22 protein-coding genes are annotated in these 23940 nt (G+C 31.9%); 1 reads left to right on the top strand and 21 read right to left on the bottom strand.

Translation table 11 applies throughout. The annotated features are described in order from the left end of the window. Positions 1–21: 21 nt before the first annotated feature. Complete coding sequence (locus BLT95_RS01725; RefSeq protein ID WP_231896392.1) at positions 22–1185, bottom strand: glycosyltransferase family 4 protein; 1164 nt, start codon at positions 1183–1185, stop codon at positions 22–24. A 61-nt stretch (positions 1186–1246) separates the two neighbouring features. After that, positions 1247–2476: a hypothetical protein gene (locus BLT95_RS01720; RefSeq protein ID WP_089664349.1), complete on the bottom strand. Its 1230-nt coding sequence runs from the start codon at positions 2474–2476 to the stop codon at positions 1247–1249. Positions 2477–2817: 341 nt separating this feature from the next. Between BLT95_RS01720 and BLT95_RS01715 the strand changes: the two genes are divergently transcribed. Continuing rightward, a complete protein-coding gene (locus BLT95_RS01715; RefSeq protein WP_089664348.1) occupies positions 2818–3768 on the top strand; it encodes a glycosyltransferase in 951 nt (316 codons plus the stop codon). Between the two features lie 3 nt (positions 3769–3771). On the opposite strand, the gene BLT95_RS01710 is transcribed toward BLT95_RS01715, so the two are convergent. The 19 genes from BLT95_RS01710 to BLT95_RS01620 form a co-directional block, all read right to left on the bottom strand. Beyond that, the gene (locus BLT95_RS01710; protein ID WP_089664347.1) at positions 3772–4737 is read right to left on the bottom strand and encodes a polysaccharide deacetylase family protein; all 966 of its coding nucleotides are present in this window, start codon (positions 4735–4737) and stop codon (positions 3772–3774) included. Between the two features lie 209 nt (positions 4738–4946). Next, the gene (locus BLT95_RS01705; protein ID WP_089664346.1) at positions 4947–6158 is read right to left on the bottom strand and encodes a hypothetical protein; all 1212 of its coding nucleotides are present in this window, start codon (positions 6156–6158) and stop codon (positions 4947–4949) included. A gap of 2 nt (positions 6159–6160) precedes the next feature. Beyond that, positions 6161–7072: a GNAT family N-acetyltransferase gene (locus BLT95_RS01700; RefSeq protein ID WP_089664345.1), complete on the bottom strand. Its 912-nt coding sequence runs from the start codon at positions 7070–7072 to the stop codon at positions 6161–6163. A gap of 25 nt (positions 7073–7097) precedes the next feature. Continuing rightward, entirely contained in the window at positions 7098–8210 is a 1113-nt protein-coding gene (locus BLT95_RS01695) for a glycosyltransferase (RefSeq protein WP_089664344.1), read from the bottom strand. 55 nt (positions 8211–8265) lie between these two features. After that, positions 8266–9363: a glycosyltransferase family 4 protein gene (locus BLT95_RS01690; RefSeq protein ID WP_089664343.1), complete on the bottom strand. Its 1098-nt coding sequence runs from the start codon at positions 9361–9363 to the stop codon at positions 8266–8268. Between the two features lie 74 nt (positions 9364–9437). Further along, complete coding sequence (locus BLT95_RS01685) at positions 9438–10664, bottom strand: glycosyltransferase (RefSeq protein WP_089664342.1); 1227 nt, start codon at positions 10662–10664, stop codon at positions 9438–9440. Further along, entirely contained in the window at positions 10657–11718 is a 1062-nt protein-coding gene (locus tag BLT95_RS01680; protein WP_089664341.1) for a polysaccharide pyruvyl transferase family protein, read from the bottom strand. The genes BLT95_RS01685 and BLT95_RS01680 overlap by 8 nt, the downstream gene beginning before the upstream one ends. Positions 11719–11856: 138 nt before the next feature. Further along, entirely contained in the window at positions 11857–12624 is a 768-nt protein-coding gene (locus BLT95_RS01675; RefSeq protein ID WP_089664340.1) for a glycosyltransferase family 29 protein, read from the bottom strand. Continuing rightward, on the bottom strand, positions 12621–13250 hold the full coding sequence (locus BLT95_RS01670; protein ID WP_089664339.1) for an HAD-IA family hydrolase: 630 nt from the start codon (positions 13248–13250) through the stop codon (positions 12621–12623). The genes BLT95_RS01675 and BLT95_RS01670 overlap by 4 nt, the downstream gene beginning before the upstream one ends. After that, positions 13234–13917 carry an acylneuraminate cytidylyltransferase gene (locus BLT95_RS01665; protein ID WP_089664338.1) on the bottom strand — a complete coding sequence of 228 codons (684 nt, stop codon included), beginning with the start codon at positions 13915–13917 and terminating at the stop codon, positions 13234–13236. Before BLT95_RS01665 ends, BLT95_RS01670 begins: the two co-directional genes overlap by 17 nt. Positions 13918–13919: 2 nt before the next feature. Further along, positions 13920–15452, bottom strand: a complete 1533-nt coding sequence (locus BLT95_RS01660) for an aldolase catalytic domain-containing protein (RefSeq protein ID WP_089664337.1) — start codon at positions 15450–15452, stop codon at positions 13920–13922. A gap of 256 nt (positions 15453–15708) precedes the next feature. Further along, on the bottom strand, positions 15709–17511 hold the full coding sequence (locus tag BLT95_RS01655) for an ABC transporter ATP-binding protein (protein WP_172822557.1): 1803 nt from the start codon (positions 17509–17511) through the stop codon (positions 15709–15711). Continuing rightward, positions 17508–18980, bottom strand: coding sequence for a hypothetical protein (locus tag BLT95_RS01650; protein ID WP_089664336.1), 1473 nt, complete (start codon positions 18978–18980; stop codon positions 17508–17510). The genes BLT95_RS01655 and BLT95_RS01650 overlap by 4 nt, the downstream gene beginning before the upstream one ends. Before the next feature lies 1 nt (position 18981). Then, positions 18982–20019, bottom strand: a complete 1038-nt coding sequence (gene pseI, locus BLT95_RS01645) for a pseudaminic acid synthase (RefSeq protein WP_089664335.1) — start codon at positions 20017–20019, stop codon at positions 18982–18984. A gap of 10 nt (positions 20020–20029) precedes the next feature. Continuing rightward, positions 20030–20743 (bottom strand): PIG-L family deacetylase, encoded by a 714-nt coding sequence (locus BLT95_RS01640; RefSeq protein ID WP_089664334.1) that lies wholly within the window; start codon positions 20741–20743, stop codon positions 20030–20032. After that, positions 20721–21395 (bottom strand): formyltransferase family protein, encoded by a 675-nt coding sequence (locus tag BLT95_RS01635; RefSeq protein WP_089664333.1) that lies wholly within the window; start codon positions 21393–21395, stop codon positions 20721–20723. The genes BLT95_RS01640 and BLT95_RS01635 overlap by 23 nt, the downstream gene beginning before the upstream one ends. Then, entirely contained in the window at positions 21392–22411 is a 1020-nt protein-coding gene (locus tag BLT95_RS01630) for a GNAT family N-acetyltransferase (RefSeq protein WP_089664332.1), read from the bottom strand. Before BLT95_RS01630 ends, BLT95_RS01635 begins: the two co-directional genes overlap by 4 nt. Beyond that, positions 22408–23163, bottom strand: a complete 756-nt coding sequence (locus BLT95_RS01625; protein ID WP_089664331.1) for a hypothetical protein — start codon at positions 23161–23163, stop codon at positions 22408–22410. Before BLT95_RS01625 ends, BLT95_RS01630 begins: the two co-directional genes overlap by 4 nt. Next, positions 23141–23938 carry an SDR family oxidoreductase gene (locus BLT95_RS01620; protein WP_197676990.1) on the bottom strand — a complete coding sequence of 266 codons (798 nt, stop codon included), beginning with the start codon at positions 23936–23938 and terminating at the stop codon, positions 23141–23143. Before BLT95_RS01620 ends, BLT95_RS01625 begins: the two co-directional genes overlap by 23 nt. Positions 23939–23940: the final 2 nt, after the last annotated feature.

The raw sequence follows: 23940 nt of genomic DNA, 5'->3' as shown, positions 1-23940 counted from the left end.
ATTTTACTAGCGGCGGCGAATTTAATCATGTTTATTTAGAGCCTCTAATTCTTTGTATTCTTTTAACAGTATTTCCCAAAACTGTTTTCTTTCGTATTTCTTTTGTATTAATCCACGTGCGTTTTGAGATAATCGAGATAAGAAAACGTCATCTTCAAAGACTTTTCTCATAGATACTTCTAATGCCTCATGGTTTTTAACCGGTATAATAATACCGTTCTTACCATCTTCTACAATTTCGTTACATCCATTTATATCTGATACAATAGCGGGAATGCTCATAGCATTGGCCTGCATCACGACATTCGGAAAGCCTTCTCTATAACTAGGAAAAACCAAAATATTAGATAGTGCAAAATAAGGGCGCACATCTACCTTATAACCTGTTGTGAAAATTTTCTCATTAGAATTAATGTAATGCACTACTTTAGGATCTAAGGGATCTAAATCGTCTTCAAGTGGCCCCACAAGTAATAACGAAATATTCTTATTAGTTTTCTCTAAATTAATAAAAGAAGTTACAAGTTCATTTATACCTTTTTCAGATACTAATCTTCCTACATAAACATATATAAAATCAGAATCTGGAATTTTAAGTTGCTTCTTTAATGATATTTTATCCTCAGCAGAGTAACTATCTGGATCAAAATATAATGTATCAATCCCATTGGAACTTCCTTCTCCCAGCACTTTTAATTTATTCTCATCAGTATAACCAAAATCAAGAATGATTTCTTTTAGTTCGTAGGAGTTTGGATATACTTTAGAGGCACATGCATATGTGATTTTCTCAACCATATCTAGAATGACTCTTTTTACTCCACGGGTTTCCATAAGCGGCAATCCTGCGACAGTATGTAATCTTATAGGCACACCGGCCAATTTTCCCGCCAGCATTCCTATTGTTCCTGCCTTTGGTGTGTGTGTATGCACTATTAAGGGGTTGACTTTTTTAAAGTAATTATACAGTCTTAATAGGGCCTTTAAATCCTGAAATGGAGTGATTGCTCGGGTTAAACCTACCCAGAAAGTTTGAACCTGGTTCTCTTTACCATATATTTCCAATCTATCTTGCTCTGCCGAGACGGCAACGACCTCATAGTGTTTGTTCATAAAGGTTAATTGTCCCTCTAATAATTTTTCTAATGAGAGTGGAATTGTGGTAATTCTAATTAATTTTTGCACTAACTTAAATTTATAGCGAATTTATAGCTTTAAGAATAGTTATACTGTATAAATATATACATTAAATCTTAATAGACTTTGCAGAGGAAGTAATACTCAATCTCTCTAATCTAAGCTTAACTTCATTAGATTTTTCAAAGGCAAGAAAATAATAAATAACGAAGAACATAAAATACATTATCATGGTTTTCTGTCTTATCATAATTCCTAAATTAGACATAATGAATGTCATGGCAAATGACGTTAAAACAAAAATCATAAAGCATGATTTAACTTGAGAAGGCGCCTTTTTCCAAAATTTGATAAAATTAAGTCTAAAAATCTTTCCAAAAAGGCACAGATAAATAAAATTTTCAATAGATACTATTATCCCAAGAAAACCAGGTGCATCTAAAAATAATGGTCTAAACCAAAATGTGAAAATCTTTTCAGGAAAACTATATCCAGCCATATTAACGCCAGAAGTAGCTGAACTTAAGCTTTCAGAACGGTTAGAAGAGAATTTAAGGAAGTCTGAAATCAGGTCATTAGAATCCCCTAAATTTACTACAGCTAAAATTTTATCCTGAAGTAATACCAACCCAACGAGAATAGCTATTCCCCCAAAAATCTTAACTCTCTTAGGAATAAGATTTTTGCCAAAATAAAGACCATACCCCCCCCCCATACATAATAATAAAAACATATGTGGCCTGATTACAAACACAATTAGAGAAGAAATGATAAGACCCAACTTACGATCCCTTGGCCTACTAAATGAATAGGCAAACAACATTAATCCAAAAAAGATAAGTGCTCCTTTCCCTATAGAGGCAGACCAAAAGTGCATATTAGGAAAAAATAGTATTAGAGTAAGTAGATCAACTTTTTTAAATACTCTAACCCCCTCTTTAATATTTTCCTTAAAAAATAAAAAGCCTAATACAAAGCCCCAATATCCAACCCATGTAAATAATAGCATCATCATTTCGTAGGTACAGCCTAGATAATTAATAAAAGGATATGATATAAAATCTATGAAAGTTGTTCCGGTACCTAATAGTTCAAGCCAACTACCTTGGAAATCCTCAGCTCTACTAAAATAACCTTTACTATCGGAAGGATTAGAAAAGGCATATACATAATAAATACCACCAAATATGAGGTGATAATAGAAGAGTATATTCATTTTCTTTTTAGAAAAGAAAGAGTATTCCCTTTCTAGCTTATTTAATATTTTCTGATTTATTTCATATATAAAAGGCACCAGAAACAATACCTCCAAAATATTTAAATAAAATTCTATCTTCATAACTCCTTATTCGAAGTAGAGTGTAAGCAAAGCCTCTGCCAAAGAGAAAATTAGTTTATATTCAGTGAATGAAACCAGAAGCAAACCTGTAAAACCTAGAAAAATGTGTATTTTTTACCCAATAATTGTGCAGAATTTTTTCACCCATTTAAACTAAGTTAGTATTTACATTAAATACTAATACGAAAAAACAAGCTATATTTAAAAGCGTCTATTTTTTAAGTATTTGAAATCAGCTAAATTTTAAAAAGCCCTCTATTTAAAAAATGTTTGAAAGGCTCTTTGATGGAACACTTTTAATTTTTTTTTAGATACCTTGTACATTACAATCAATAACTTTAATGAATTTTTCTGAATTTAAAAGTAAGTTTCTTAAAACACCTGTAATTGAACATCCCAATAAAGTTGGTTCTAAACCTAAAGTATCTGTATGTGTGCCAACTCACAATCATCAACCGTATATTACAGAATGTTTGGAAAGTATTTTAAACCAAAAGACTGATTTTGATTTTGAAATTTTAATAGGTGATGATGACTCTACAGATGGAACAAAAGAAATTTGTTTGGCATTTGCTGAAAAATTTCCTGATAAAATCCGGTTTTTTAGGCATCGACGGCAAAATAACATAAGGATTGATAAAACTTTTACCGGAATTTTTAATGCTTTATATAGTTTATATTGTGCCAATGGAAAATATATAGCCTATTGTGATGGTGATGATTATTGGGGAGATGAAAATAAATTGCAACACCAAGTTAATTTTTTAGACCAAAATCCAGATTATGTATTAACATTTCATGAAGTAAAATACACGGGTAGAGATCATAAACGAACCATAAAACTGAAAGATTCCCAACGAGATTTAGGCTCGGAAGATTTAAAGAGAGTAATAGTACAACCATTATTATTAACAATTTGCTTCAAAAATGTTATAAAGGATTTTCCAAAAGAAATAACAGAGATAATTAATAGTGATAATTTTTTAACTAGCCTACTTGGTCATTACGGAAAGGGTAAATATTTATCATATATAAAACCTTCCTTTTATAGACTTCACGAAGATGGAATTTGGAGTATGCAAGCCAAAGAAATTCAACTAAAATTTAAAATGGAAACGTATAAAGTTATTTTTAAATTTTATAAGAGTAAGAGGAATAAGCAGTTAAGTTCTTTTTTTAAATTACGATCAAAAAATTACACTAAAATGTTAATATATTATAATTTAACCCATTTCCAAGTTTTAAAGGCCTTGAAAAATCTCTTATCATTAGCAAGAATGAATTGGAGATAAAAATTAAATTATACTATAATTTTTTACCGAATTCATGTTTTTTGAATTAAACCCGTATTTGCCGTTTAAAACGGAAAATTTTTCAAGTATAATTTTTAATTCCATAATATTTTCTAATGGATTCTTTCCGAAGTTATGAGGATGCCACCATAGATGATAGATTTCACCTTGTTTGGCAGCCCATTCCATTTCAGAAAATATCCTCCTTATTTTTAACTTATTTTGGATAACTCTGGAACTATGTGGTCTTAGAAGCCGACTCGCCTTCTGAATTTCCAAACCTCTATTAAATGTTTCAATTTTGGAAGTTTTATAAGACTTATCATTTGTTCCTAAATAGGCATCACCGGTTCTGAATATTTTTTGTAATAAACTATCTTTGTGAGTGTTTTTCCAATACCAATTATCAGGGTTCGAGCGTACACTAGACAAGCCAATTTCCTGACATAATTTAAGATATTCAGGATTAATTTGATTTCTGGGAAAAACCAATGAATTCAGTTTAATTTCAACTTTTTTTGCAAGTTTTTTAGATTGTAACAAATCAGCCCTGAAACTTTCTACTGTTTGTCCGGATTCCCGACAATAATAATGTGAATAAGTATGTGTTCCTATTTCCTGCCCTTGGGTTTCTTTGATTTTTCTGATAAGATCTGGTGCAAAGCATAACTTTTCAGTTTCTTTACTCTGGATAGACTTTCCATAGTTGTAAGCTGAAAGTTTCTTATTTCTATATTCGGGAATTACTTTAGGAATATTATAGTTCCATTCATCCCAATTGTCATTAAACAACATGCCTACCGTAGCCCAGGTACAGGAAACTTCATGTTGCTCAAAAAGCCGCAAAATTTCAGGTATAAGCTTTCGGGTATTTAAGAAATACTCTTGCTTTTGTTTCCAATCTACCTTATCAAATACTCCCCACAATAATTCGAAATCTAAGGAAACTACTAATGCACCATTCTTCATAAACACTTGTTACTACTACGTAATAATTCCAGAAATATTTCCCTTAAAATAATATTTTAAAAACTATCTTATTGTTCTTTACATAAAAATTTTAATTACAACAGATCTTTCCTTATCAATAAAAAAATTGATAAAATTAACTCTCAATTATGTTTCCGCAAAATTTTCCTTAATGGAAATAGCTATTTTGGAAGCTAAGATTGAGGAATTTAATTCAGTACTGTATCAACTTTACGTTTTTCTAAATTACTCTTTAAAGACCTTATTTTCATCACCCTATCATATTTCTGCTGAGCGAGGTAATAGTAAATCACAAAAAACAAAAAATACATAACCATTGATTTTTGACGCATTATTATACCAAGGTTGGACATAATAAAGGTCATGGCTAGAGAAGACAAAAAGAACACCGTAAGGCTCATTTTCACTAAGATATTAGATTTTTTCAGAAATGATATGAATGATTTCCTACAAATCTTTAAAAATAATAATAAGTATATCAAATTTTCAATGGAAACGATCAAACCAAGTGCTCCCGGGGCATCAAAAAAAAGAGGTCTAAACCAAAAAGTGAAAAGTTTAAGGGGTAAAGGATATGAAGCCATACTAACACCGGATCCTGAATGTGACAAATCTTTTGATCTATCTTCTGAAAAATTTTCAAAATCTGAAATTAAGTCTTCAGAGCCATCTAAGCCAGCAACACCTAATATTGCGTCCTGTGCAAGTAGTAATCCGCCGATCATTCCCACATAAATCAATATTTTTTTCCAAAAAGCTATTTTTTCTTTACCAGTCATGTAACCTAACACAGTTCCCACAGCAACAAACAAGAAAACATGTGGCCGAATGTAATAGATAATAAATGAGGATAAAATTAATAAACCTATTCTGGATTTTGGTTTATTGATAGCATACGCGAAAATCATCAAACCCATAAATATAGGAGCTCCTTTACCCAAAGAAGCAGTCCAAAAATGCATATTAGGAAAGAAAAGAACCAAGATTAGAAAATCAAAGTTTTTAAAAACAGTAATTTTAATGGGAATACTCTCTCTAAAAAACAAGTAAGCATATAAAAATCCTATATAACCAAACCAGGCAAACAATACCATCATCATTTCGTAATTGAAATTGAGATAGTTAATAAATGGATAGGATAAAAAATTAATAAAAGTTGTACTAGTACCAAAATAATCTATCCAAGAAAAACCTGGAGCTTGTGGCACTTCAAAATATCTTTTTGAATCTGAATTATTAAATAAAGCATACGTATAATAAACGCCCAGAAAAAATGTATGATACCAATACAAAGTATTCATTAACTTTTTTGAAAAAAAAGAATGACGGGTCTTTAAACCAGAAAATAAAACCTGATTAAGAAGAAAAAGTAATAGAATTAATACTAAAGCTCCAATCATTATTAAAATAATTCTAAATCCCCTATACTGTTATTCCAATTGTTAATACCTAATAAACTTTCCTCCTTTTTAGGATCTAATTTCAATTTTTTTAATGTCAGTACAGGTCCAAATCCACCCTTAATTCCAAATTGAAAAATTTTGGTACCTGATGTTATAATATTTACATCAAAATTTCGCGCCCATAATATAACCCTTTTATGAATTTTTTTATCACTTAAATCTCCAATTAATTCAGATATTCTTAATTCTTTAAAATGTTTATGCTCTTTAACATAAGCTGCTATAAAAAGATTTTTATTTTCATAAATAAGATACTTTTGCAATGGACATTCCCTATAACGCCAAAACAAAAAATTAGCATCTTTGGGGGTAAAAAGTTTTTGAGTATCTATCTGATTAGTTTTGTGCTTAATCAAAAAATCATCCGAGATATTACCATTTTCAATTTTATTACTTGGCTTATTCATATTCAGATTAAAATATGGACTTATATAAACCGGCACCTTACCTACGATTTTCCATCCCATTTTAATATAGCCAGGTCTACTCTGAGAATTTGGTGTATTAAAAACGAAGTTACTTTTCTCATCAACACCCAAATCTAAAGCCATTAAAGTAAGTTTTTTGAAAATTCCCCTTCCTTGAAAATTAGGATCGGTGGCTGTGTCAACTGCTCTGAAACATGAATAAGTTCCGCTTCCTAGTTGCCATTGCCATCTCATAAAAGCCCTTACACCTACAATTTTTCCATCCACTATGGCAATTAGTACTAGTGACTTACCGAATGGATTATTGATATGTTTGTAATTCCAAACTTCTCTAGTTTTTTTAGAAGAAACCTCTCCTAAGCTAGCTTTTAAAACCTTTAATATTCCATCTATATCCGATTCTGAAGCCTCTCTAATAACCATTATATATTTCTAATTTTTATTAAGTTTACTCATTACTAGCAAGATCAATGTAGAAATTTTCTAATTCAGAAACCATTCGCTCTAAACTGAAAGACTCTTCCACCCTAACCCTGGCAGCCTTTTTAAAATATTCTAATTTATCATGGTCATCCAATAATAATTGAATTGCAGGAACGAGACATCTCCATTCATTTATTGGTACAGTCAATCCGTCTTTCTCATTTCTAATAACTTCCTTAATACCCCCTGCATCTGTTGATACAATAGCGCATTCCATGCTCATTGCTTCTAGTAATGCAATGGGAAGACCTTCAAAAGAAGAACTCATCATGAATATATCCATAGCATCAAAATATGGTCTTACCTCGGTTTGCAGTCCAACAAAAAAAACTGTGTCTTGAAGGTTAAGTTTTTCCCATTCCTCCTTGATTTCATCTTCCAAAGGTCCAGCACCAACTATGATACCGTAAATATTCCCATTCTCTTTTCGCAATTCATCGATTACCTTTAACCATTCTACCAAGCGTTTCTGAAAACGAAAAACAGCCACATTCCCAATAACAACAGCATTTTCCGGGATGCCTAAATCTTTTTTGATTGAATCCGTATGGTTAGATATAAATGAATTAGTATTTACACCATTCAAAAGGGTTTTAACCGGAATATTTGGATTAATATTTCTCTTAATTGAATCTGTCACATCATTTGAAACTCCAAAAACCAGACTTTGTGAATTAAAAGTAAGTTTGTTGATCGATTTTGTGGCTATATGATAGCGCTCCTGCATATTATGTTCAGAATAGATCACCGGTATACCGGTTTTCTTATAAACCAGGCGACCAACAAATCCTGCCCAGGGAAGATGACAATGTATCAAATCTATTTTATGCTGCTCACAATAATCTATGATATTTTTATACTGAAATAATAATCGCATATTATCCTTCGCTTCCAAACAGGTGACACGACCTCCAGCTTTTTCAATAGAACTAACCATTTGATCCTTCCAAGGAAGAAAATAGATGTAATGAAACTCAAATCTATCTTTATTGTGAATTTTCAGGGTTTCTGGGAGTAACATTTCTGCACCACCTCTTCCTAAAGATTTAATTATATGCAGAATTTTTATTTTAGACATCTCCGGTAATTTTAGGTACCAATAAATTGGGACATTATAAAAAATTTGATAAATATTAATTTTTCACTTCATCATAAATGGATAAGAACCGTTTAGAAATAATTTTGTTTAGGAAACGATCATGGATCATTTTATTCGCATTTTGAATTTTGCTTGCAGATTGACTATCACTATTCAAAACCTCTCTTAAACTATTTATAAAAGTTTCTTCATCATTCTTTTCAACAAGCCAGCCAGTATCATGTTTTACAACTTCTTTAACACCTCCTACATTATAAGCTACAACAGGAGTTTTACAGTACATAGCCTCTAAAATTACACCTGGAAGCCCTTCGATCAAACTAGGAAGAACAAAAGCATCTGAATGTGAAAGTATTTCTAAAACATCATTACGGTAACCTAGAAAATGAATGTTTTTGTCAAGATTTAAACTCTTTACTTCCTTTCTTACTTTTTCTTCCAAATGTCCCTTCCCAATTAATAACAATTTAGCATTTGGATAATCATAAGTTATTTGTTTAAAAATATGAATCAGCCTTAAATGATTTTTCTCAGGAACATATCCACCTATATGCGTAATGACCTTATGATTTCCTTCTAGAAAATTCAAATCGTGCACATCTTCATCAATATACTGATGCTCAACTCCTATTTCCACAGTACTAATCTTTTCATCGGGAAAATTAAATGTTTGCTGAAAATCAATCTGGCATTCTTTACTAACAGAAATCACATAATCTAGCCGACTTACATAAGCTTTATTCAGATAGTACTTAAATTTGCTATCGATAAAGTCTCCCATTTTATTGGCATTCCTAAATATTATCTTAGCCTCAAAAGGATAAAACATTTTAGAACTCACCATAAACTTTAAAGTATCTCCTGCATTCGCCTGGATAATATCTGCATTAAAATCCTTAACCAGCTTGCTGAATTCTTTCCATCCATTTGGATCAAAAAATCTTTTATTCTGAGGTCGATCTAGTTTCACTACCTTACCTTGAAAGGGGAGTTCTGCATCTCCAGGAAAGACACTTACAACCATTACCTCATGTTCTTGTTCCAACAAATGGTTAGACAGCTGGCAGGCAAAAATTTCTGCTCCTCTTAATTGAGGTTTTTGTATAATTTGTAAGATTTTCAATTTTGACATTAATGATATATTAATTCATTTTTCGAATCTGGCAAAAGAAATTATTTGAAGTACCTGATATAATCGTGAAAACTTTAGCTTTGAATACCAAAATAATCTTCTATCATCCTAATTTGTTTGGATATACCCATTTCTTCTATGGAGTAGCTTCTTGCCTTTAAACCTGCTTCATTAATTGATGCTGCATCTCCCTGTATTTTTTTGATCATTTTGACTATTGACTTTTTTGAACCTGGAGGCACTAACCAGCCACCATTACTCTCCGTGATCACCGTTTCAACATCACCAACAGCTGACGCGATCACAGGTACGCCAGCAGCAAAAAATTCACGAAGTTTTAAAGGTGAGTAATGAAATCCTTCGTTGGATTGAGAAGGTAAAACTGCCAAGTCAAAACTACTTATATATGAATGAATTTTGTTGTGAGGCACATTTCCGGAGAATATCACTCGATCGCTTAAACCGTAACTTTCTACCTTTTCTTGCAAACGAATACGTTCAGGCCCATCACCAACTAACAATAGTTTTGCTTCTGGTATATTAGAAGAAACATCAGCAAATGCTTCAATTAATAAATCTAGGCTATGGAATTTACGAAAACTACCAACCCATCCTAATACGAAATTATTGGTTAGTCCCAGAGATTTACGTAGTTCATTTCCTTTCGCCTGATCAAACATTTTTTGTGATACTGTACATGGGGTAATAAGGATACGACTTTCAGTAATCCCTAAATCCATAACCGCACGCTTTACATCTTCACTTACAACTAAAATCAGGTCAGCCTTTTCACAAGGATGTGCATCTCCACGTCGTTTTGCGAACCACTCCCAACCAAGCCGGTGCACTCCCCACTTCTTGGACTCCCAAACATATGGAGCGTCCACAAAAAGGACTGATGGTACTCCTAATTTTTTTGCGAGCTTTAACCCTCTTGTTTGAAAAAGATCGTGGTGCTGCCATACAAATGGTGCATCCTTAAACCTTTCTAAATCAATGGATAAACTTTTTTGTTCTTCATTATACCAGCGTAAATCCTTAGCAAACATTTCTAAAAGCTTAGCTAGATACGTATGCCGAAACCGTTTTGGTTTCTTCCTTTTAGTTTTTTCAGCGTCAGCAGAAAAACATCTTGCCCTGATCTCGTCAGCCGAATATGAAGATTCACCCGCAATAACTTCTGCTTTTCCATAATGCTCATCAAAACCGTCTGCCCAGTTCGCTATAGTTACCCATACAGCATCTGCGCGTAATCGATTAAATCCTGGAGCTATAAGGGGGACTGACACGATTTTAGTCATTCTTATTTCTTTTTTCCAAAACTTCTAGTGCGTTAGAAACTTTGGCTTCGATATTCGACTTATCGCTACCAATGTAAAAAATAGCTTCTTGCTCTGACTCAAAGCAATCTATGTAATTCCCAATCTTTCTGTAATGATTATCAAGTAGCACCTGTGGTTTTCCTAATAAAGTGGAAACGATGTGGCCATGTAACCTATCTGTCAAAACAATTTTACCTCTACATAAAATTCGAGTACCTCTATTAAATCTTCTTTGAGCAAGCAAGTCAAAAGAAGCCGCATTTATGCTCCAGAAATGATCACGAATTAATCCAGAATTACGAAAAATACCTTGAACAAAGCGTCTTACCCGAACTGTAAACTTAGGACTGAATTTAGAATAAAACCTACCAGGTTCACCCGTAAGCCAATCCAATTTTTCTGTTTTAAAACTAAAACTTTCTGTTTCTTTACCTGCAGATTCATGGTCGGTTCTGGAAAGCCATACAACATCTACTACTGGCTTACCGCTTTGAGCTACTGGTCCCATAGCCAAAGCCATGTCTGGACAAAGTTCTACGTTCAGATTCAGTTTCTTTAGAGTATTTAGACTGGCATGGTCGCGCATAAGTATATGAAGATCCTTGTGTGCTCTTGCTATTTGTCCAAATTTTTCCAACTTAGAATCATCATCAAAATGAACACTTTGTGGTAATTGAATAATTTTCATGTCTGAGAATAATTTAATTATCCGTTCTCGAAACATTTGGTGTTCTGGCCATACTGACCCCAAATTGCCACCACCGTGAAGTAAAACAACTCCATCATTCCCTAAACGCTTTCTAAGAGCTTTCTCGGAGAAGCCGTATATATCGCATTGATATACAATATCAACTCCAATTTTCTTTAAGGCCGCTTTTTCACCTAACCAAATTGCATTATCACCAACATTATTATGATTTGGGAAATCAAGCAAGGCTACTTTTGTTCCCTTATTCAACAACCGACCGAGGCAGCCGTAAAGTAATTTTTGCTGATTCTTTATATTATTTATAAAAATATTTTTCTCACTCATATAACTACATATTTAATATTGGAAAGGTATTGGCTAGTTCTTATACCTTATACTTTCAAATTTGAAAATCTTTACTTCTATATATAAAATCTTAGAATTGCCAGGATACCAATTAACAAAGATTTCATTCGATTAAATTTAAATTTTACTTACTTTTTTGATTAGCTCTGGCGAATCAAACTTTAAAATATCGTAAAGTTTCTCATCGACGGTGATTCTTTTAACCGGAGAATCTTCTACTAACTTAAGAAAATGTTTATATTCCAAATCAGGATTATGAAAACCTTGTTTTTGTATATGCTTATTATTGTCCTTAATATCCCTTACATTATCCCTATATCCTTCGGCATATGGTGTTTTAAAAAAAGTGAAACCGGTAATGAATACTTCCTCGCATTGAGAAGTTAAGGCCGAGTAAAGTACATAGAATCCTCTGGTAGGATGATATTTATCAAATAATTTTGATAATTTTTTATTATCGGAGTATGGAAGCATGTATATAGAATTATGCCTATTCAAATACTTCTTAAAATAATTAAACATCCAATGAAAGCCTTTTTTATCAAACCTAGGTTGAATAAGATACTTAACTCCAAAATTGTTGAATAATTTCCAATCTAAGGGGCCTCCTCCTCCCGAATCCATATTTTCATGAAAATTATGGATTAAAATATCGGTTTTAGTACCCAGATATTTCTCTTTCTCTGGATTCCAGGTAACCAGAGCCTTATTCATACGAACCACAAAATCATAACTATCAATTTTTCCGCCATTCTCCTTGTCATAAGCCGAATCTGCCGGACCTATAACCGCAACACGTTTACTATGAAAAACTTTATTCGGATTAAAAACCCGAATTTTAAAAGGCATGATCAATAATCCCAAAAATGCTTTAACTATTTTCATAATACACTGAATGAAGAAATATAAGATCTGCCTTTGTCTTTTAGATCAATAGAATTGTAACCTATAAAATTAATTTGGTTTGTAGATGCTGCATCATAATCGTTAATAGAATCCCCTATTAACACACAATTTTCTTTTAAATATTGATAATCTAATAAGAGATTTTTAACTAGTTCCTTTTTGGGAGTAGGTGATCCGTGAATAGATATAAAATATTGCACGATCTCTAGTTCATTACACAAAAACCTAAGCTCAGCCTGGTCAGAGCCAGAAACAACATGCATTTTATAGTTGAGATGATTTTTCTTTATAAAATTTAGGCTATCAGCAATTAATAAAGACTCATCTACCAACAATTCTTTCATGATTTTAGAAAATTCAGAAGCAAGTTTTTTAATTTTCTGTTCCGACACTTTTTCGTTTCTAACCTCTTCGAAAAAATATCTGAATTTCACATACCTGGATAATCCCCCATTTTCAAGATGAAATTTCATCAATTCATCCACCTGTTCTTCTGGGAAATCCTTCAGTACTATTTCAAAACCTTTATTTCGGACTGGCATGGAATCCATAATAACCCCGTCAAAATCCCAAAAGATATTTCTAATATTATCTAAATTTTTCATAAACCACTTCTGCTATTTTGAAATCATCTTCCCAATCAACATCTAAAGAAGTTAATTTATTCATTTTAAATAAAAATGGATTTTTGCCAACTCTGTCAGAATTTTGAAGATAAATTTGCCTAGGAGTAATAAAAATCGCACTATTTATTTCATAAAGTTTTTTAAGGTCCTGGGTCCTGGGCCACCTTAAATTCCCTTCCCTATTTGTCAGGTCATTCAATTTCTCATCCCATAAAAAATTCTGGAATACATTAACAGACATTAATGAATCGAATCCATCATTTATTGCACTATTAAATTGTTGAATACTATTCCGGTAAATTTCAGAATCTACCATTGGAGAAGTAACATGTGTCCAAAGAATATTTTCATTGGCAGTAAGACCCGGAACATATTCAATTAAATTGGTCAAGCTTGTGCTACTTGAGGCTAGATGATTTGGTCTTTTATCTATTATCAAATTTGATATTTCTGAATCTAAGTTTTTAGCAACAGCTAGTGATTCTTCATCATTTGTAGATAGAATTATTTCGTCAACAGGGAGGTTTTTTAATTGTATAAGTTTCAACTCAAGCAATCCACCTTCAAAATTTGAAAATTTTCGAGTATTTTTATTCTTAACTCTTTCACTTCCCTTGCGGGTAGGTAAAAAAACAGATATTGACATAATTATATTATTGCAAAGACTGATTCAGCCGACAATCCACTATATAACGTAGGGGTAATGGAAACCGGGTCATGCTTCATTTTCTCCTTCAAACTTTCAAATATATATTCATTCTCATTAAATAGTTCCAGTTCTTGAGACTGTATCTCTCCATTGTAACCATCATAACCTGCGAAATAAAAATTTTGTACCCCTAATTTTATAGCTGTTTCAATCGCCAGGGATGTCACTGATTCGTGATACTTATCCGTAAAAGATATATTCTTTAATTGAAAAGCTACATCTTCCAGTTTCCTAGGAATATATGTCCCCATAGTTCGAGGAAAAGGAGGTAATATTACTAATTTATCTTCTATACTAATTTCACTATAACTTTCTTCCAGTCTATGCCCCTCATTCCCTGCCAAACAATGAATTTGCAACTTTTTAATATCTTTAAATTCATGAGCATTTTTAGAACTGGAATGTATTATACATAAATCATCCTCTTTAGCTATAAATTCTTTAATAGCCTTCGAATGTAGTTTCCCTGTGGGACCTCCCCCAATAATTAACGCAGATTTATAATTTTTATCCTCATTTAAATCCTTTAAGTCAACATTATCTTTAATCCCTTTGGATTGATTGGATAATGCCCTAATAATGCTATTCAAAGAATAATACCTCTTAGTCACCCATGACATCACTTCTTTCTGTGGCAAGGAGTTTGCACCAGATACCATATAAGGCAAATTAGTACCCCAACCATAATCATTTTGCATTTTAGAAAATGGGTCTACAACTTTACTTAATGCATTAAAGTCTAACTCTAAACCTTCTCTGGCATTCAGTGCTGTTAATAATAATTCTGTTTGTAAATTCCCAGCTCCTCGCCCCATTCCTGTAACGGTTGCATCAACGATTGACACTCCACATTCTATTGCTGTTAAAGTATTAATTAAAGCCATTTGAAGATTATTATGCCCATGAAAACCAATTCTTGTATCGGTTTGGCTTCTCACAATATCAAAAGTTTTTCTCACATCTTCAGGATAAACTCCTCCAAAAGAATCAACCATATAAAAATAATCAACAACTCCATTTACATCTTTTATCTGATTAAGAAAATCTTTTTCATTTTCCCAATTCGACATATACATTACGTTGAATCCCACTTCAAAACCTAAATTCTTAACGGCAGACGCTAAACCAAGGGCTCTTTTAAAATTTTTTGGATCAATTGCAATTCTAACCATGCTTATGTATCCTATGCAAGGTTTTAGCAAGTTTGAAACATGTTCAATCCGAACATCCTTCTCATTTAAAATGATAACTAGTTTTTTTGAAGAAATTTCTTTTGATTCTTCCAATACATACTGAGGACAGTAAAAATATTCACCTAGATAAGACTTCATAGGATTGGAACGGTAACCTATCTCTAAATAATCTACTGGTAAATTATTAAAAGCTTTAAAATAAGTTTTAACAAGTTCTTTATCAAAATCCCAATTAGTATAATATCCTCCGTCTCGGAGCGTGCAATCAAGTAACTTCATGTTGTCCTAGTTTATAGTGTGCATATTTATAAATTAAAAAACAATACTATCATAATTTTACGTTATAAAAAAAACAAGATTATTGTTTCTAAATTTAATACCCTACTTATTATTATCGTTTTAAATCCTTAAATGAAATAACTCATCTTTCGATTTATTTACGACATATTATTATGAAATATTCTTAAAGTACTTTGAATATCCAATTACTGAAAAATTAAAAGAAAATGATTTAATGTTGTTTGTCCTAAGTTGATTATGCTGACATACCTTGCAGTTTAATCATTTCTTTGAAAGTACTCGAGCTCTCAGATAACTCTTTAAAATTTCCTATATTTTCAATATTACCCCTTTTTAGCACTATAATTTTATCAGCATTCTTAACTGTTGCCAGTCTATGGGCTATTGTTATAATAGTATATTGTCCTTTTAATTTATCTATATTAGATTGAATTGCAGCTTCAGTTTCTCCATCTAGAGCAGAAGTAGCTTCATCCATAAATAAAAAATCGACATCTTTGTATAATTCTCGAGCTATAGACAGACGTTGTTTTTGCCCTCCACTTATATTAATACCGTTATTACCTAGAATCTCATTTTCTTTATTATCCAAAGAATTTACAAAATCAAATAAGGCAGCTTTTTGAATAGCCTCTTCAAATTTCTTCAAATTCTCCTCACTTTTTTTTGCCCAGAATGTGATATTGTTGAATACACTATCATTAAAAATAGGAGCTTCCTGTGCTATATATCCAATCCTTTTTCTGTACGAATTAAGATCTAAACTTTTCAAAGGCTTACCATCAACTAATACCTCACCTTTTTCAGGTAAGAGTAGACCAGATAAAATATTCATCATAGTAGATTTTCCAGAGCCACTCTCTCCAACTATAGCTATACTTTCATTTTTATTAATCTCCAAGTTTAACCCAGTTATGATAGGAGTATTCCCGAATTTAAAATGAATGTCCCGGATCGTAATTTTTTCTTTAAATCCTTTAAACTCAACATCTCCATTTCTATCCTTATTTTTTTTTAATTCATTAGTGAAATCGGTCATATTATCCATCGAACCGGAGACACCAAGAAATTTATTCCAGTGCTCCTGCAAAGCCAGTAAAAAAGTTAAGGCTCTATAAAGAAATAATAGGCTTAAAATTATTAAACCTATATCTGAATTAAAATAACTTACCTGTATTAGAATAGCAATTACCACTACCAATATCGTAAGCGGCTCCCTTAATGCCCTCAAGACTGAATCTACTAATCCCAGATTCTTTTGCACCTCTTCCAGTTCGGTGATATTCTCCTCCAATTTAGTACCATACCTAAAATTTAATCCTGAAGCTTTTAAATATTTGAAATTAGCTACGTGTTGGATCAACAAACTTTGAAAACTATGTGCACTCTTGGTATATTTTTTAGAAAGAATCTTTGTTCTTTCAAACAACCATTTAAATAAGAAATTAGTTAACATTCCTCCTATAGCTACAATAATGGCAAATCTAGCATTAGCAGCGAAAGCGAAACACACATAAACTAGAACTAAAACACCATATTCTATAGCTTTAAAATAACTTTTATATGCAATATTTACACGTCCTACTTCTGCACTAAATGTATTCTGAATTTTACCTACATCAGATTTAACAAATTCACTAAATTTAAAAGTGTTCAATAATTTAATATTGCTAAGTCTTATTTCCCGCATAAATAATTGCTGGTAAGTCACCCTGGTATATCCTTCTATAAATGCTACGATTCCCTTAAAACAGAAAAATGTAAGAATAATAAATAATGTATTTCTTATATTCAGACTAATCCCTATACTATTTAGAAACTGAGGTAAAAAACTCAAATTACCTAAACCATCATTTTCAATACTTTCCGTTCCGGCAGATGACATTTTTAATAGAGGTATAAACATTGCCAGCCCAAAACCATCTAAAACACCCCTAGCGAAACTTAAACTAAAAGCTATGAATATTCTATGTCTAAGGTAACCGTAGAAATAAAAAAAATATTGGAAGTTATCCTTGAGAACTTTCTTAATCTTCATTTATGATTTCTTTTAAAAGGTCTAGATCCAAAAATTCGAGAAGCATATTCAATTATTTTAGCCGTAATTAATTGTGACTTACTGTAGAAATACAGCTTCTTACCTTTAAAATAAGTTTCCCCCCTATTATCCCTATTATAATATTTAGCTTTCATACCTCCATTCATTAGATAATAGCCAAATTTCAGCGAACCCTGTTTTGGTTTTGGAGACAGAGGGTTTCTAATTAATGATTCTAAATCTTCAATTGTATCAGGCTCATATGCAATACCCATTCCAGAAAAGAAAGATCTTCCTAGCATAATCACAGGTTTCTCCCAATAGGTTGCTTCTGTAGTGATACTGGAGCCAAAGGTGATTATTTTTTCAGCAATATCCATTAGGGCATAAGAATCTACTTTACTTTCCGGTTCTACTAAATGCACATTTTTATATGTATTTTTTAAAGAATTAATCTTTTTTGCATACTCAAATTTCACACCTGCAAAATTGGGATGTATTCTTACTATTAAATTTTGCTCAGGAAATTTTTCATTAAAAAGCTTTGCAACATAAAATATGCCCTCGTTTTGATCTTTAAAATATGGATTAGAAAATTCATCTCCTATGGCAGCAAATTCATCGTCTGAACTTGTATATAGAACAGTAGTACTTCGGTCATAATTTACTTCTTCAGGCAAACTATTTTTATCCTGCTCTTCTGTAAAGCTCCTGGCATTAACCCTCGTTCCCGAACGTCTTTTCTCGAAATATTCAGAGGCAATATTGACCTTATCTTCAGTAGATAGGTTTTCATCCTCCCAGGCTTCCTCAAACAGTTTTTGCTTATATTTTATAGAATGTGGTAATTTATTTTTGAAATGCTCAATAGCTCCTCCTATCCTTGGCATTTCAACATTATATAATGGTTTATTTATAGCCAGACCAACATCCATTACTGCCCTATTATAAATATGCCTACCATTAAAGTTATAAATTACATCCATAGAGTTTTCAACGCAAAATCTCTTTAATGCAATATACATAGCGACACCGTTCAAAATAAGCTCTTGTGTAAAACTGTCTTCAACAAGTTCTAGATCTCTATCCCTGGTTTTGGAAATATATGTTGAAAGAGCTGATTCACCTACTCTAAAGTTTTCGTACTGCAATCCAAAATCTACTTTTGTAATCGTACTAACAAAATCATTGGCCTTTTTAAAATCGCTTTGATCAAGTAAGTCGTCAATCTTTAAATGTTGGAATTTCCCTTCAATCAAATTGAGACTATTGGCTTTTCCCTTTTTACATAGGTAACAAATTTCCGGCTTGCTATCAGGGTTGAAATAGCATGAATTAAATGTATTTGAACAGGTTAAATAGTAAATTTCGTCATTTGGATTTTCTTTAATTAACCTTTGTAACTCCTCCAACATCAAGCCCTTACCGTAAGAACCATAGCCTATAATCTGTGCAACTAATATTTTCATTCTAAGACAATTTGGAAAGTTCTAAAGGTGTCCCTTTTTCTAAATCTGTTTTCGCCAGTTTGCCTAAAACAGATTCAAAATATTTTGGATGCAAACCAAATCCAGGCCTTATTGATCTGATATTGTCCGATGTCAATTTTTCGCCTTTCTTAATATCTTTTACTACGTATAATGAACGACTAAAGTCCTTACCCTTTTTTTGTTTTTCAGTAAGATTATAATCAACAGAACCTATGGCACTTTCTGCACTTCTTACTGCATCTACCATCTCCTTAAATTCATTTTCATCCAATGAAAATGATGCATCTGGACCACCGATAGATTTATCCAGTATAAAATGTTTTTCTATAATTTTTGCGCCAAAACAAGTGGCCACTACAGGAACCGTATTACCTAAAGTATGATCAGATAGTCCTGATATAACCCCAAATCTTTCAGTAAAATCTTTTACCATAATCATATTAGCTTCATTTATAGGGGCAGGATATGATGAAGTACACTTCAGCACAGCAACATTCTCATTACCAGCATTTTTGCAAGTTTCTAAAGCTAATTCAATATCCTCTTGCTCAGCAATTCCAGTAGAAATAATGACCGGTTTTCCTTTGGAAGCTATGTATTCTATTAAAGGAATATCTGTAATTTCAAACGAAGCAACTTTATAAGCTGGAGTATTTAATTCCTCTAAAAAGTCTACAGCCGATTTGTCAAATGGTGAAGAAAAACAAATTAATCCTTCCTCTTTTGCAACATCAAATAATTTTTTATGCCATTCCCACGGTGTATATGCCTCTTCATATAAATTATAAAGATTCCTTCCTTCCCATATAGTGCCATCAATGATAAAATCTTTTTTATCACAATTAATAGTCATGGTATCCGGAGTATAAGTTTGTAATTTTATACAATTAGCTCCAGCCCTTTTAGCAGCCTTAATTGTTTCTATAGCTGTCTCAATATTTCCATTATGATTCGCTGAAAGTTCGGCAATAATAAAAACTTTAGAATCCTTATTTATTTCATAATCCTGAATTGTCATTTTTTTAACTTTAATTAATAGATCGAATTATTTGAAAAGCCTCTGCATAATCTGTTCCTATTGAAACTCCCCATCTTTGTGCTTGGATTTTCAATGCCTCTGGAGAACGTGGATGTGGATATTCCCGTCTTTCAAACTCATAACTTTCCATACCTTTAATTTTTGCGTCTACATTCTCCTCATTGACTTTAAAAAATAAATTTGGGATAAAATGCTTAGGATCTGAAGAAGCACGCCATTCGGTGCCAGACGGTGTTTCAAAAGTTATTATAGTTTGCACCTTCTCATGTTTCATTGGCCTGCAAGATGTTATAACCGACTCAAATGTACGTTGATGATCAATATTTACATCTCCTCCATGATGAGTGAAAATCACATCAGGTTGGAATTTTTGCTTTTCTTTCTCTACCACTTTGATAATATCAAGTAAAGCAACGGTGTCAAATCTATTATCTGGAAAATCATAAATACTATGACTATGATACCCAATTGATTTTTGGGCAGACCTTATATTTTCTCTGTGAATTCTTAATTCTTTTTTCCACATTTCAGTATTCCGACTTTTAGCTCGGCTTGTTATGCCTTCTCCTAGAATTACTACATGAGTATTAACATTATAATTTCCCTTTATTAGACAATTCATAGTGGCTCCGAGACCCAATAATTCATCATCTGGATGGGCAACTACAATTAATAAGTTTTTATTTCTTAGTGATTCTAACATCTGCTATTATCGATTTATCAGATTTATAACTTGCCCTTGAAAATTCAAATTTCAAAGTTTCAGTTTCTAAAAATGCTTTTGGATACTGTTCTGCATCAAGCATACGTATATAATTAAATATATCTTCTAAAGTTTTGAGATTTGAGAGATCAGACTGATCAGGTGTTCGTCGCTTAAAATTAACAATATCTCCTATTTGTGGAATCGGTTTTATGGCTTTAAATATGATCTCATCTATCATCTCGAAAATAACTTTTGAGCATCTCATGAAAATTTCTTCAGCAGTTCCATTAAGATTTAAATCTCGTTTTAAATAAATATCACCTTCATCAATTCCCTTAGTTACTTTTAATGCAGAAACCTTCGTTTCAGAATGTCCTCGAACAATCAGATTTTGCAATGGGCTACCTCCTCTTCCATAAGGGAGATCGGTCATATGAAATACTATGCATTCATAATTAGAAAAAATTTCCTCTTTTATAATGTAAGACCAGTGCGGAATAAAAATCTTGTCAGGATTAATTTCTCGAAGATGCCCAATATTGAATTCCTTCTTCGAATTGATTAAGAACCATGAATGTTCACTTTCTTCTTTTAAAATTTCAAAGAAGTTTATATGCCAAATCTTTTCAGTAACTAAAACAAAGGTCATTTTTTCAAGTATATAAATTCAATCATTTCTATTCCTTCATATTCCTTTCTACCCATATCTTTAAATCTCAATTTTTCAAAAATTTTTATTGAAGCAATATTTTCTGGCATAACATACCCAGAAATAACTTTCACAAAGGGTACATCGCTTTCAAGCCGTTCCAAACCTACTTTCAAGATGTATGTCCCTAAGCCTTTTCCTGAAAAAACCGGATCTATTAAATAAGTAATTAATGCTTCATTATTTTCATCAAGATCAAATCTAATTGAGCCCGCGGGAACCCCATTGATTTCCAATATGTAATACCTACATTTTGGATCTTCTATTTTATTTATAAACCATTTCACATGGTCACCAAACTGAATTTTTTCTTTACTAAATGAATATTGCCTAACGATTGGATTTTTTGCCCAATTAAAAATTAAATCAACATCTGAGAATGCTGCATTTCTCAGTTCTTTCTCCTTATTGAATTTGGAGTGAATTAGAACATCAATAAATTTATTTTCAAAAAAGCAATGCTCAGATAATCTAGCACTTAAGCCAAAACCAGATTTTTTCAAAGCAGTATATAATTTAGGACGTAAGTCAAAAGCATAAGTGAAAATCTTATGTAGGCTTAAGTCTTTAAAAGCAACTTCCTCGATTAGATTTAAAAATTCAATCCATAGGCTTTCAAAATTATTGGTTTCCAATGCCGTCTCCATAATAAAAGAAATTTCAGCGTTTTCATCTATCCAATTAATATGTACTAATCCTCCATAGCCAATTAATTTTTCACCTTTCAAAAAAGAAAATAGTATTTGATCTGGACGCTCTTTTTCATAAAGTTTATCTACTACCGATTTGTAATATTCATCCTGATCCTTTTCTGTGAGAGGTTTATTTTGTCTTAAATGATATATTTGTTCATTTCTCCATTTCATTATTTCAAAACGATCCTCTAAACGCAAGGGAATAATTTTAAATTCCCCACTCTCATAATTATTTTTATTTAAAACTTTATACTTTCTCACTGTACTTTTTGAACATTATTTATATTCCCTTGAAAAATCCAAGCATAGTTTTTTAAACAATATTTCACTAAATTTATTCCTGCAATATTTTCTTTCAGACCAACTGCAATTAAAGCCGATAGCGTCAAATAATCTGAAGGATAATCAATTGTTAATCTCAGTTTCTGAATTTCTAAATCAAAATTTAATTCAGGTGAATTTATTGAGTAATCAATTTTATTATTCCTAAAAAATAAAGTGACATGCTCTTTCTCTGGCATTGAAAGATTTTTCCCTGCTAAATCTGCTAATCGAGATGGATTAATAATTTCAAAATTCATTCCCAAGGGTAAACCCTGGGAATATGAATAATCAAATTCTTCCTTCAAGTGGTGATTTATTTCCTCTGCTAATATTTTTATATCAATAATTGGGTTATCTCCGGTTAATCTTACTATTGCATCAAAATCATACGAATTATTTATTTCTATAAATCGGCTTAAAACATCTTCTTCTTCGCCTCTAAAACAGGTAATATCTTCGGAATTACAAAAATCTTCAATAAGATCATTTTCATGATTTATAGATGTAGCTACAATAATCTGATAATTTGAATCATTATAACCTTTTAGAGATTCAATAATTCGGTATAAAATGCTTTTGTTGGAATCTAAAGGTATAGGCATTAAAACTTTACCTGGTAGCCGAGTACTTTTTAACCTAGCCTGAATTATAAAACCAATTTTTTTATTATTTAACCGTCCATCCACCATCTACGATAAAATTTTGACCGGTTATAAAATTTGATGCATCAGAAGATAGGAATGTAAATATTCCTGCTAAATCCTCAGGTTTTCCTATCTGGTTCAAACATGATTTTTTCTTTAAATTCTCAACAAATTTCTTATCCTCCTGAACCCCTTTGGAAGGAAAAGCTCCAGGTGTAACTGCATTCAATTTAATATTCCATTTACCTAAGTAAGATGAGAAATATTTTGTCAATTGTAAAACTCCCGCCTTTGCCGCTCCATAATTTGGAGGATTCAGGAATTGAGGAAAATCTTCATATACCTCAAAATCTGGAGCAATCACTCCATACATAGAGGATACATTTATAATTTTTCCGTCACCAGTAAATTTAAAGAAAGGTATTATTTCTCTTGTACATTTAAATACCGAATTTAATGTGCCGTCAATTCCATAGCTCCATTCATCATCATTCATAGTTTCAGGAGACTGACCGGATAAGTAAAATGCATTGTTAATCAATACATCTATTTTGCGTTCGCTATTAATTTTTTCAAAAGCATTTTGAATACTCTTCGTATCTGAAATATCGCAAAATTGAAAAAAGAGTTTTTTATTTAAGAAAGAATTCTTTACAAACACTTCTTCAAACTTATTTTTATTTCTTCCCAACACATATACTAGTGCTCCATGGTTGATTAAACTTTCAGAAATTGCTTTACCTAAGTACCCGTAACCACCAGTAACTAGAACCACCTTACCTTTAGGATTGATATTCAGTATGCTATTTAGTTTATCCATCT

Source organism: Gramella sp. MAR_2010_147 (assembly GCF_900105135.1).
In the GTDB taxonomy this organism is placed as follows: Bacteria; Bacteroidota; Bacteroidia; order Flavobacteriales; family Flavobacteriaceae; genus Christiangramia.
Note: the sequence above shows the minus strand (reverse complement) of the source record. Positions and strands in the feature narration are given on the sequence as shown.

Bases quoted from the DNA above. Each gene is read 5' to 3' on its own strand.
- BLT95_RS01705 (WP_089664346.1), bottom strand. From the start codon at position 6,158: ATGATTGGAGCTTTAGTATTAATTCTATTACTTTTTCTTCTTAATCAG.
- BLT95_RS01670 (WP_089664339.1), bottom strand. From the start codon at position 13,250: ATGAAAAATTTAGATAATATTAGAAATATCTTTTGGGATTTTGACGGG.
- BLT95_RS01690 (WP_089664343.1), bottom strand. From the start codon at position 9,363: ATGTCAAAATTGAAAATCTTACAAATTATACAAAAACCTCAATTAAGA.
- BLT95_RS01655 (WP_172822557.1), bottom strand. From the start codon at position 17,511: ATGAAGATTAAGAAAGTTCTCAAGGATAACTTCCAATATTTTTTTTAT.
- BLT95_RS01660 (WP_089664337.1), bottom strand. From the start codon at position 15,452: ATGAAGTTACTTGATTGCACGCTCCGAGACGGAGGATATTATACTAAT.
- BLT95_RS01665 (WP_089664338.1), bottom strand. From the start codon at position 13,917: ATGTCAATATCTGTTTTTTTACCTACCCGCAAGGGAAGTGAAAGAGTT.
- BLT95_RS01675 (WP_089664340.1), bottom strand. From the start codon at position 12,624: ATGAAAATAGTTAAAGCATTTTTGGGATTATTGATCATGCCTTTTAAA.
- BLT95_RS01710 (WP_089664347.1), bottom strand. From the start codon at position 4,737: ATGAAGAATGGTGCATTAGTAGTTTCCTTAGATTTCGAATTATTGTGG.
- BLT95_RS01715 (WP_089664348.1), top strand. From the start codon at position 2,818: ATGAATTTTTCTGAATTTAAAAGTAAGTTTCTTAAAACACCTGTAATT.
- BLT95_RS01640 (WP_089664334.1), bottom strand. From the start codon at position 20,743: ATGTTAGAATCACTAAGAAATAAAAACTTATTAATTGTAGTTGCCCAT.
- BLT95_RS01695 (WP_089664344.1), bottom strand. From the start codon at position 8,210: ATGTCTAAAATAAAAATTCTGCATATAATTAAATCTTTAGGAAGAGGT.
- BLT95_RS01700 (WP_089664345.1), bottom strand. From the start codon at position 7,072: ATGGTTATTAGAGAGGCTTCAGAATCGGATATAGATGGAATATTAAAG.
- BLT95_RS01680 (WP_089664341.1), bottom strand. From the start codon at position 11,718: ATGAGTGAGAAAAATATTTTTATAAATAATATAAAGAATCAGCAAAAA.
- BLT95_RS01635 (WP_089664333.1), bottom strand. From the start codon at position 21,395: ATGACCTTTGTTTTAGTTACTGAAAAGATTTGGCATATAAACTTCTTT.
- BLT95_RS01625 (WP_089664331.1), bottom strand. From the start codon at position 23,163: ATGGTGGATGGACGGTTAAATAATAAAAAAATTGGTTTTATAATTCAG.
- BLT95_RS01720 (WP_089664349.1), bottom strand. From the start codon at position 2,476: ATGAAGATAGAATTTTATTTAAATATTTTGGAGGTATTGTTTCTGGTG.
- pseI (WP_089664335.1), bottom strand. From the start codon at position 20,019: ATGACAATTCAGGATTATGAAATAAATAAGGATTCTAAAGTTTTTATT.
- BLT95_RS01620 (WP_197676990.1), bottom strand. From the start codon at position 23,938: ATGGATAAACTAAATAGCATACTGAATATCAATCCTAAAGGTAAGGTG.
- BLT95_RS01650 (WP_089664336.1), bottom strand. From the start codon at position 18,980: ATGAAAATATTAGTTGCACAGATTATAGGCTATGGTTCTTACGGTAAG.
- BLT95_RS01685 (WP_089664342.1), bottom strand. From the start codon at position 10,664: ATGACTAAAATCGTGTCAGTCCCCCTTATAGCTCCAGGATTTAATCGA.